Origin of the sequence: Psychrobacillus soli, from assembly GCF_006861775.1 — a bacterium.
GTDB classification, from domain to species: domain Bacteria; phylum Bacillota; class Bacilli; order Bacillales_A; family Planococcaceae; genus Psychrobacillus; species Psychrobacillus soli.
In genome coordinates, this window is sequence record NZ_VDGG01000048.1 from 21552 (window position 1) to 30359 (window position 8808).

Here is an 8808-nt window from a genome sequence, read left to right on the forward strand (position 1 = left end):
GGCTTTAAGGCATAACGTTCCTATAATATGTCGAAATCATAGTCATTTCACATCAAGTAAGCTTGCTATTTTAAGAATCGGTTGCTCTCATGGGCATTTTGGTTGCTCTCGCACTAATTTTGATTGCNGCTTTCAATAACTGATTGGTTGCCCTAAGCCATTTATTGGATTCATACAGTCGAAAAACTGCAAAGATTTTGTTTTTAGCGATTTGATACTGAGTAAGCTAGCAATTTACGTTGATTTTCGCTGCAGTCGGCGGAAATCATTGCGGTCACTCGTTAACACACTACAACCCATTATCCCTAAAATGTATCTAGGGGGTGTGACAAAGTCACACCCCCCTAATTGCAATACCGTTTATTTTATTTTTTTCACATTAAAACGTAAGGCTATTTGATGGTCGATTGTTACATTCCATACATATGGATTTTGCACAGTGGCTTTTCGTGGGATAAGTAGGACGTTACTTAGTTTTTTGCGTTCTTCCTTGTTTACTAAGAGATACTGATCATTCTCCACTTCAATGACCTCTTTTTGGAACAGTCGATACTTTCCTTTTTTCACGACTTTCATAGAATCATAGTTTGCAAATACTCGTTCTGCAAGTGAAGTATGATACGCCCAATCATTGGAGTGATTCAATGTAACAACAACAATTTCTTTTTCATCTTTTTTAAAATAAGTAACAAGCGTTCTTCCTGCTCTTTTCGTGTATCCTGTTTTACCTGCTATTGCTATTTCTTTGTCATGTAATAATCGATGCTTGTTACTCCAACGAACATTTCGCTCTTTTGGTTGATAGCTTTTCGCTGAAGCAATTTCTTTAAATTGTTCGTTTTGAAGCGCTAGTCGAAACATATTCGCCATATCAAACGCTGAAGCAAAATGGTCATCATGATGGAGCCCAGAAGGATTCGTAAAATGCGAATTATTTAATCCGGCAATTTGAAATTTTTCATTCATCAACTGCGTAAAACCGTCTATGGAACCCCCTACATGCTCTGCTAAAGCGTAAGCAGCATCATTGCCGGACTGTAGCATAAGCCCATGTAGTAAGGAGTTCACCGTCCATACTTCTCCGGGCTTTAAATATAAAGAGGACCCTTCTTGCGTGGCAGCAGCCTGAGAAATAGTAATCTCGTCTTCTAAAGAAGCATTGTCCAACACGGTTAGCGCGGTCCATACTTTCGTCAGACTAGCTATTGGTAGTTCTTCGTATTCATTACTACCTTCCAACAATCTCCCCGTTTGTACATCAATTACTGCAAAAGAGGAGGAAGCTTCCACATCACCTACTTGCCAAAATAGAAAAAGCAGAAAGAACACAGTTATTTTTTTATAAATAGAAAATACTCCTCTTTAAATTATTTCTATCCTTCAAATGTTTCTTGAAACTTAGTCAAGAACAAATCCGAGTCTTCCATTTCATCCACTGAGACATCTTCTGGAAGTGGAGGTAAAGCACGAATATCTTGTAACCCAAAGTATTGAAGAAACTCGGTTGTAGTTCCATACAATATCGCTCTTCCAGTACCATCCGCCCGCCCCACTTCTTTCACCAAACCTTTTAAGGACAACGTATGTATCGGTCGTTCTGATTTCACCCCTCGAATTTCTTCAATTTCTACTCTCGTAATAGGTTGTTTATAGGCAATGATCGCTAATACTTCTAGTGACGCTTGCGAAAGGGATTGTGTCGTAGGGTTTTCTACTAACTTTTGAATACTATTTGCATTCATTTGCTTGGTCACTAACTGAAAAGTACCAGCAAGTTGCTTAATCTCGATTCCTCTGTCTTCGCTCTTTTCATATGCTTCCATCATTATTTCGAGCGTTTCGGCAATTTGTTCTTCTGTTTCATTTGTTAAAAAAGCGATTTGTTTTTTCGTTAAACCATCTTCTCCACTAACAAACAATAAACTTTCAATACTACTCATCAATTTCATCTTCAAATTCACTTTCTAAATCTTCCTTTCGCAAAAGAACAAATAAATCATCAAAATTGTTGTTTTGCTCTACTTGCACAATTTGGCGCTTCATGAGCTCTAATATGGAGAGAAATGTTGTCACAATCGTTGTTTTATCTCGTGTTGGAAAGAGCTCATAAAATGATAATCTGCCTTTGTTTTGCTTTAATGTGTTAATGACACTTTTCATTTGATCTTTTATCGATATTTCTTGTTTACTTACTCTGGTGTGAAGTGGTGCGTTTAGCTGTTTTCTACGTAGCATTTTTTGAAATGCACCAAGCATATCGTACACATTCACGTCTAGTTCAAATAAGGCAAGCTGTTTGTTATTTTGCAATTCACTTAAGTCCGTTGGCGGTCTTGTATAAAATAGATTACGAGTTTCCTCCATTTCTTGTAAACTAACAGCAGCTTCTTTATATTTCTTATATTCTATTAACTTAAGTACTAACTCGTCCCTTGGGTCATTTATATTAATATCAAAATCATCTTCCATGTCGTCATCTTGATGGATCGGAAGAAGCATTTTACTTTTGATAGATAGTAGTGTAGCTGCCATTACTAAATATTCACTTGCTTCGTTTAGCTCCAAAACACTCATTGCATGCACATGCTCCATATATTGTGAAGTGATCTCTGCCATCTTAATATCATATATATCTATTTCCAAACGATTTATTAAATGTAATAATAAATCAAGGGGTCCTTCAAATGCTTCTGTTTTTACTTCATAAGACATAAAACTCCACCTATTATCGGTTTTTAACATCATTATAGAGGAAAGGTGATTGCATTGCATCCTACATTCCATCCTAATTTTGTCCAATTTCTAAAAGAATTTAATGATACGCATGATTATTTCGAGTGCCATGAACTATTAGAAGACTACTGGAAGGAAGTTTCGCCAGCCGGCAAAGATCATCCGTTAACAGCATTCATCCTATTATCTACATCTATGTACCATTGGCGTCGGGGTAATTTTACGGGAGCGATTAAAACAATGATTGGAAGTATGAGACGATTAGAAGAAACATTTCCATCTGCTTATTACGAAACGATCGACTACGATAAACTTATGCAAGATGCTACCCATTCTATTAACTTAATGAATGAAAAAAAAATATTTCAGCAATTCAAAATCGAGCTAATGAACGACCAGCTACAACGGTTAGTAAGTGCCTTAGAAATACCGTCAAGCAGTGATTTACACTTTCTTACTCATAAGCATATGCTCAGAGACCGCTCGGAAATACTAATCGAGCGAGAAAGACAGAAAAAAAGAAGAGATGACTTGAAATAAGTCAATCCTCTTCTTTATCTATTTGACATTTTTCATAGAAAGATTTTACCTCTTCTGATGGTTGGATAGATGATGTATGTAAAGTAGATGTTAAGCTTTTTAGCATTTCTTTTCCAATACCTTCGCCGCGGTGGGAAGGATTGACGGATAGATGCTGAATAATTCCATTTGCATTATTCATGCGAACACCAACTAACCCTACTAAATCTTCACCTTTTTTCCATAAAAACAAATGCCAATCTGGATTCGTTTCATATTGGTGTATTGTTTCTAATAACTTCTTTACATCTTTTTCATGAGGCATAAATGATAGAAGACCCATAGAAATTTTTTCGAATGCTTTTTTATACCGTAGCAACATAGTTAAAACCCTCTTTTAGTTTCATCACTTCTACACAAGTAGGAAGACTCTCGAAAAATAAGATGGACATGACCCATATAATCCTACATGATATTTGTCCAAATTACAAATTAACACTTGGGGCTACAAAGAGCCAATATATTACTCCCCATACAATTCCTACTATTAAGATCATGAGAAATAAAATACGATTCGTTTTTTTCAACTTACCTTCACTCCTTTTCCATCGATAGAGGAAGGTCAAGATGAACAATATCTTCTAAAGTTTCTCTTCTAACAGCTAATTGATGTTTTCCATTTTCGACAAACACAACAGCCGGTCTAGCTAAGCGATTATAATTACTTGCCATGGCATACCCATAAGCACCTGTACAGAACATCGCTAAAATATCTCCTGGTTCAGCCTTTGGTAATTCAATATGTTCAATCAATTTATCGCCAGATTCACAACATTTACCGGCGATTGTGTATGTTATATCCGCTTTTTCGCCAACTTTATTCGCAATGACTGCATCGTACAATGCACCATATAATGCTGGACGAATATTATCCGACATTCCGCCATCTACAGCCAAATAGTTGCGAACGTCCGGTACTTCTTTTTCAGAACCAATTGTATACAATGAAGTTCCTGCATCTCCAACAAGAGAACGACCTGGTTCAATCCAAATTTCAGGCATTGCAAAATTTGTCTCAGCAATTAAGCTTTTTACGACCATAATCATTTCTTTTACGTATACAGAAGGTTCCAATGGCGTATCTTCTTTCGTATACTTAATACCAAAGCCGCCACCTAAATTTAATACAGTACACTCAAAATCATAGTCATGATGCCATTCAATCATTTTTTTGATCAATTTTTCTGCAGCAACTTTAAATCCGATCGTTTCAAAAATTTGAGAGCCGATATGACAATGAAGCCCAAGCAATTGAATATAATCATCCTCATACACTTGGCTAAAAGCAAGATCTGCTTGTCCATTCATCAGATCAAATCCAAATTTCGAATCTTGTTGTCCAGTTGTAATATAATCATGTGTATGCGCTTCTACACCTGGAGTAACACGTAAAAGTATATTTACTTTTTGGTTATGTTCTGCAGTTAGTTGTTTTAATAGTTCGATTTCATAGAAGTTATCTACTACGATACAGCCGATATTATGCTCCATTGCTAGTAGTAATTCTTCTTTACTTTTATTGTTCCCATGAAAATGTATTCGATCTACTGGAAATCCGGCTTTAATCGCTGTATATAGTTCTCCGCTAGATACTACATCTAGTGACAAATTTTCTTGTTTCATCACTTGATACATTGCCACACTAGAAAAAGCTTTACTCGCATATGCAACTTGCGCAGGCACATTTTGTTCTTTGAACGTATTGATAAATGCACGAGCACGCTCTCTTATTAACGCCAAATCATATACGAATAAGGGTGTTCCGTATGTTTTTGCTAATTCTAAACTGTCGATTCCACCTAATACTAAATGCCCTTTTTCATTTACCGCATGTGTTGATACCATCACCAAATAAATCGCCTCTTTTCCTCTTTCGCTATAAGAACTTTACCACATTAAAAGAGGAAATTGCAATGGGATTCATGACCGTTTGCGATCGGCCGATCTAGTAATAAACGGACGCTTTGCATCAACTGGCATAGGAAAACGGACAATTATTCGCATAAATGCTTTTGGAAAAAAAGGCATGACGGGCCACAAATATGGAACGTTCAAAGGTCTTAACGACCCAACATAAAAAAGCAAGATGACAAGTGCGATAAAAAACCCATTTACTCCTAGAAGTGCTGTACTAAGTAAGATAAACGTTCGAAATATTTTCGTCGAAATACTTAGTTCGTAAGACGGTATAGCAAATGTAAAGATGGCAGTTATCGCCGTATATAGTATAACCTCTGGCACAAATAAACCAACATCTACCGCCATTTGACCGATTACTAATGCTGCAATAATACCCATCGCTGTCGATAAAGGAGTTGGTGTATGAATGGCGGCAAGCCGCAAAAATTCAATCCCTATATCCGCGAAAAGGATTTGCAGTAAAAGAGGAATTTCTCCCGTTTCTTTCGGTCCAAAAAAATCAAGTGATTTCGGCAAAAACTCTGGATGCTTCGAAAGTAAATACCAAAAAGGAAGTAAAAATAAGCTTAACACTACTCCGGATAAACGAATCCACCGCACAAAAGTACCGATTAAAGGAGCCTGCCTGTACTCCTCCGCATGTTGCAAATGGTGAAATACAGTCGTCGGTACAATAATAGCAGATGGAGACGTATCTACCACAAGCACGATATGCCCTTCGAGCAAATGGGCAGCTGCGATATCAGGCCTTTCGGTAAATCGCACAAATGGCAACGGATGAAAGCCTTGTTTAAACAACCATTCTTCAAGTGCCTTATCGGTCATCGTGAAGCCATCGTGCTTTATCTGGTCAAGTCTATCTCGAATTTGCTTCAAGTTATCTTCACTTGCAATCCCTTTTATATACGAAATAGCAATGTCCGTTTGACCTAAAGTCGAAACTTGATGCAATTCAAACCGTAAGTTCGTGTCCCGAATTCTTCTTCTAATAAGTGCCGTATTTTGCACAATATTTTCCGTAAATCCATCCCGTGAACCTCTTACGACTTTTTCATTATCTGGTTCCTCGGGATTTCTTCCTGGATACGACCGGACATCCATTGTATAAACAGAGCCATTACTTAAGATAAATGTTACTTGTCCACTCAGTAACGCGACAAGCCATTTCTCTTTGGAATCGTACTTTGTAATCGAATAATACGGAAAATAATGTTCCATAATATCATTTTCATCGATTGTTTCTACTTGTAATTCTTCCTGCACATTCGTGAGTAACTCTGTCAGTACCATCCCGTCAACTAATCCATTAATGTACACTAGCAATACGGGAAATTCATATAAATGCGTATGCAAAGTTCCAACATCGTACGATTCGTTCACACCAAATTTTTCTTTTAAAAATGCTTCCGCTTCTGACATACTTGAAAATAATGCTTTCGTTTCAATCACCTATCTTTAGCTTTTGATTGCTCTTCAAAACCAGCAGGAACAAGCCACAATTTTAGCTGGCTTAATATTTTTTTCTCGAGTCGTGACACTTGTACTTGAGAAATACCGAGTCGCTCGGCAATATCACTTTGTGTACAGTCTAGGTAATATCGCAAGTAAATAATCATTTGCTCCCTTTTTTCTAGTTTTTCTAGCAATTCTCTCAGCGGAATATGGTCAAATGACTTCTCCGAACGTTCATCTTTCATCTGATCCATTAATGTAAGTGCATCACCACTTTCATTTTCATACAATTGCTCTTGTAACGATGCAGGATCTCTTAACGCATCCGTAGCCATCACAATTTCTTCTCTCGATACTTCTAGAATACTAGCTAGTTCAAGAATCGTTGGTTGACGTTCATGTTTTTTCAGAAAATCATCGGTCGCATGGCGAATCTTAAAATTTAGTTCTCTGATGGAGCGACTAATTTTCACCATTCCGTCATCCCTTAAAAACCGCTGAATTTCTCCAATAATCATCGGAACTGCATACGTAGAAAACTTTACTTCATAAGACAAATCAAACTTGTCTACCGATTTCATCAGACCAATGCAACCAATTTGAAACAAATCTTCTAAATCCGCTCCTCGTGAAGCAAAACGCTGCACGATAGACCAAACTAATCGAGTATTTCCTTCAATCATTTGTTGCCTTGCCTGCTTATCTCCATCCTGCGCTAATGCAATGAGTTCCCTCATTTTTTCTTGGGTTAATAAAGCCGACGTCTTATTATTCATCATTAGACGATCCTACTAGATTCTTGAATTGGTACAAATCTCTTCGTAATAGTTACAGTTGTCCCCCTATCAGGAATTGAGTATATCTCCACATCATCACTAAAGCTTTCCATAATTGTGAATCCCATACCTGAACGCTCTTGCTCCGGTTTCGTCGTAAAAAGTGGCTCGCGCGCCTGGCTTACATCCCGAATACCACGTCCATAGTCCACAATAGATACGACAATTTCTCTATCTAATCGTTGCGCATGAATTTCAATTTTACCTACTCCATCTTCTTCATATCCATGTACAATGGCATTCGTTACCGCTTCGGATATAACTGTTTTAAACTCCGATAATTCTTCGATTGTCGGATCGATTGCCGCGATAAAACTGGACATTACCATTCTCGCCAGTGCTTCGTTTTCACTTTTCGCTATAAAAGATAGTGTGATCTCATTGTCCATAAACAATTCCCCCTAACTTTGACATAATTTCAATTTCTGATTCGTTATAAATATAAGGACTTAATCCTGCAAACTGAAAAATTTTCTTCATTGTCGGTGATGGGTTCACGATGATTGTTTGACCTTCTATCGGAGCAAGCTCTCGCATTCTTCCAAGAATAAGTCCAATCCCTGAGCTATCCATAAAATTCAAATCTTTTAAATTCCATACTAATACTTTAATAGACCCATTTTTAATCAGTGGCACAATTTCATTTCGAATATCCGTTGTACTATGATGGTCTAACTCACCTTTTAATCGAATAATAATAATTTCGTCTCCAACTCTTTCTACTTCATGCATCATAAAATCGCCTCCTCTGATAGCGCAATTCTACATGAACAGATGATATTCCTTGCGCTTGACAAAAGTAGAAGAAATGATATGTTATTAGTCGATTTTCGACAAAGGGCTGCTCGTTATAAGTATGGGAAGGTTTATTATTTTTTAATCACAAAATAGGCATCTCGTAAAAGTTTTTATAAACCTTTACGAGATGCCTATTTGATTACGTAAATAGTGGGGGGACATAGGGTTGTGGAGGTCGCGCAATAAAACACCATACGAGCATACGAAGACTGTATCCGCACATAATTGGGATACTATATTATAAAAATCTTTATAAGGTGACCGCTGAGATTTTCGCAGCAGCCGGACGCTTTCCGCCGGGTAAGCAATGAGCCATCCCCGCCGCTTAGGCGTACGTTGGGATGTCTCATTTTGCTCACTTATCCGGCAGGAGTCGCCGTCTGCAGCGAAAATCAAAGGAAATTTCATACTTATTAGCATCGACTCGCTAAAAACAAAATATTTACCATTTTTTCGAATGTGTGGACCCAGTAAATGGATTAGGGCAACC

General features: G+C 37.4%; 10 protein-coding genes. 1 reads left to right on the top strand and 9 read right to left on the bottom strand.

Annotated elements, in window-relative coordinates; all coding sequences use genetic code 11:
- Positions 1–360: 360 nt before the first annotated feature.
- From FG383_RS17265 to FG383_RS17275, 3 genes are all read right to left on the bottom strand, one after another.
- Positions 361–1290: a D-alanyl-D-alanine carboxypeptidase family protein gene (locus tag FG383_RS17265; protein WP_185907994.1), complete on the bottom strand. Its 930-nt coding sequence runs from the start codon at positions 1288–1290 to the stop codon at positions 361–363.
- A gap of 83 nt (positions 1291–1373) precedes the next feature.
- The gene (gene scpB, locus FG383_RS17270) at positions 1374–1940 is read right to left on the bottom strand and encodes an SMC-Scp complex subunit ScpB (RefSeq protein ID WP_142608653.1); all 567 of its coding nucleotides are present in this window, start codon (positions 1938–1940) and stop codon (positions 1374–1376) included.
- Positions 1933–2712, bottom strand: coding sequence for a segregation/condensation protein A (locus tag FG383_RS17275; RefSeq protein WP_142608645.1), 780 nt, complete (start codon positions 2710–2712; stop codon positions 1933–1935). Before FG383_RS17275 ends, scpB begins: the two co-directional genes overlap by 8 nt.
- 45 nt (positions 2713–2757) lie before the next feature.
- Between FG383_RS17275 and FG383_RS17280 the strand changes: the two genes are divergently transcribed.
- Positions 2758–3273, top strand: a complete 516-nt coding sequence (locus FG383_RS17280) for a DUF309 domain-containing protein (protein ID WP_142608646.1) — start codon at positions 2758–2760, stop codon at positions 3271–3273.
- 1 nt (position 3274) lies between these two features.
- Here FG383_RS17280 and FG383_RS17285 read toward each other — a convergent pair whose 3' ends face one another.
- From FG383_RS17285 to FG383_RS17310, 6 genes are all read right to left on the bottom strand, one after another.
- The gene (locus FG383_RS17285; protein ID WP_142608647.1) at positions 3275–3634 is read right to left on the bottom strand and encodes a GNAT family N-acetyltransferase; all 360 of its coding nucleotides are present in this window, start codon (positions 3632–3634) and stop codon (positions 3275–3277) included.
- 212 nt (positions 3635–3846) lie between these two features.
- Positions 3847–5163 carry a diaminopimelate decarboxylase gene (gene lysA, locus FG383_RS17290; RefSeq protein ID WP_425467658.1) on the bottom strand — a complete coding sequence of 439 codons (1317 nt, stop codon included), beginning with the start codon at positions 5161–5163 and terminating at the stop codon, positions 3847–3849.
- 69 nt (positions 5164–5232) lie between these two features.
- Positions 5233–6651: a spore germination protein gene (locus tag FG383_RS17295; RefSeq protein ID WP_142608655.1), complete on the bottom strand. Its 1419-nt coding sequence runs from the start codon at positions 6649–6651 to the stop codon at positions 5233–5235.
- Positions 6652–6677: 26 nt separating this feature from the next.
- The gene (locus tag FG383_RS17300; RefSeq protein ID WP_142608648.1) at positions 6678–7463 is read right to left on the bottom strand and encodes a SigF/SigG family RNA polymerase sporulation sigma factor; all 786 of its coding nucleotides are present in this window, start codon (positions 7461–7463) and stop codon (positions 6678–6680) included.
- Entirely contained in the window at positions 7463–7909 is a 447-nt protein-coding gene (spoIIAB, locus tag FG383_RS17305) for an anti-sigma F factor (protein WP_142608649.1), read from the bottom strand. Before spoIIAB ends, FG383_RS17300 begins: the two co-directional genes overlap by 1 nt.
- The gene (locus tag FG383_RS17310; RefSeq protein ID WP_142608650.1) at positions 7899–8255 is read right to left on the bottom strand and encodes an STAS domain-containing protein; all 357 of its coding nucleotides are present in this window, start codon (positions 8253–8255) and stop codon (positions 7899–7901) included. The genes spoIIAB and FG383_RS17310 overlap by 11 nt, the downstream gene beginning before the upstream one ends.
- Positions 8256–8808: the final 553 nt, after the last annotated feature.

Excerpts from the sequence above, each read along its gene's own strand:
- scpB (WP_142608653.1), bottom strand. The coding sequence starts at position 1,940 with ATGAGTAGTATTGAAAGTTTATTGTTTGTTAGTGGAGAAGATGGTTTA.
- FG383_RS17275 (WP_142608645.1), bottom strand. The coding sequence starts at position 2,712 with ATGTCTTATGAAGTAAAAACAGAAGCATTTGAAGGACCCCTTGATTTA.
- FG383_RS17285 (WP_142608647.1), bottom strand. The coding sequence starts at position 3,634 with ATGTTGCTACGGTATAAAAAAGCATTCGAAAAAATTTCTATGGGTCTT.
- FG383_RS17295 (WP_142608655.1), bottom strand. The coding sequence starts at position 6,651 with ATGTCAGAAGCGGAAGCATTTTTAAAAGAAAAATTTGGTGTGAACGAA.
- FG383_RS17300 (WP_142608648.1), bottom strand. The coding sequence starts at position 7,463 with ATGATGAATAATAAGACGTCGGCTTTATTAACCCAAGAAAAAATGAGG.
- spoIIAB (WP_142608649.1), bottom strand. The coding sequence starts at position 7,909 with ATGGACAATGAGATCACACTATCTTTTATAGCGAAAAGTGAAAACGAA.
- FG383_RS17310 (WP_142608650.1), bottom strand. The coding sequence starts at position 8,255 with ATGATGCATGAAGTAGAAAGAGTTGGAGACGAAATTATTATTATTCGA.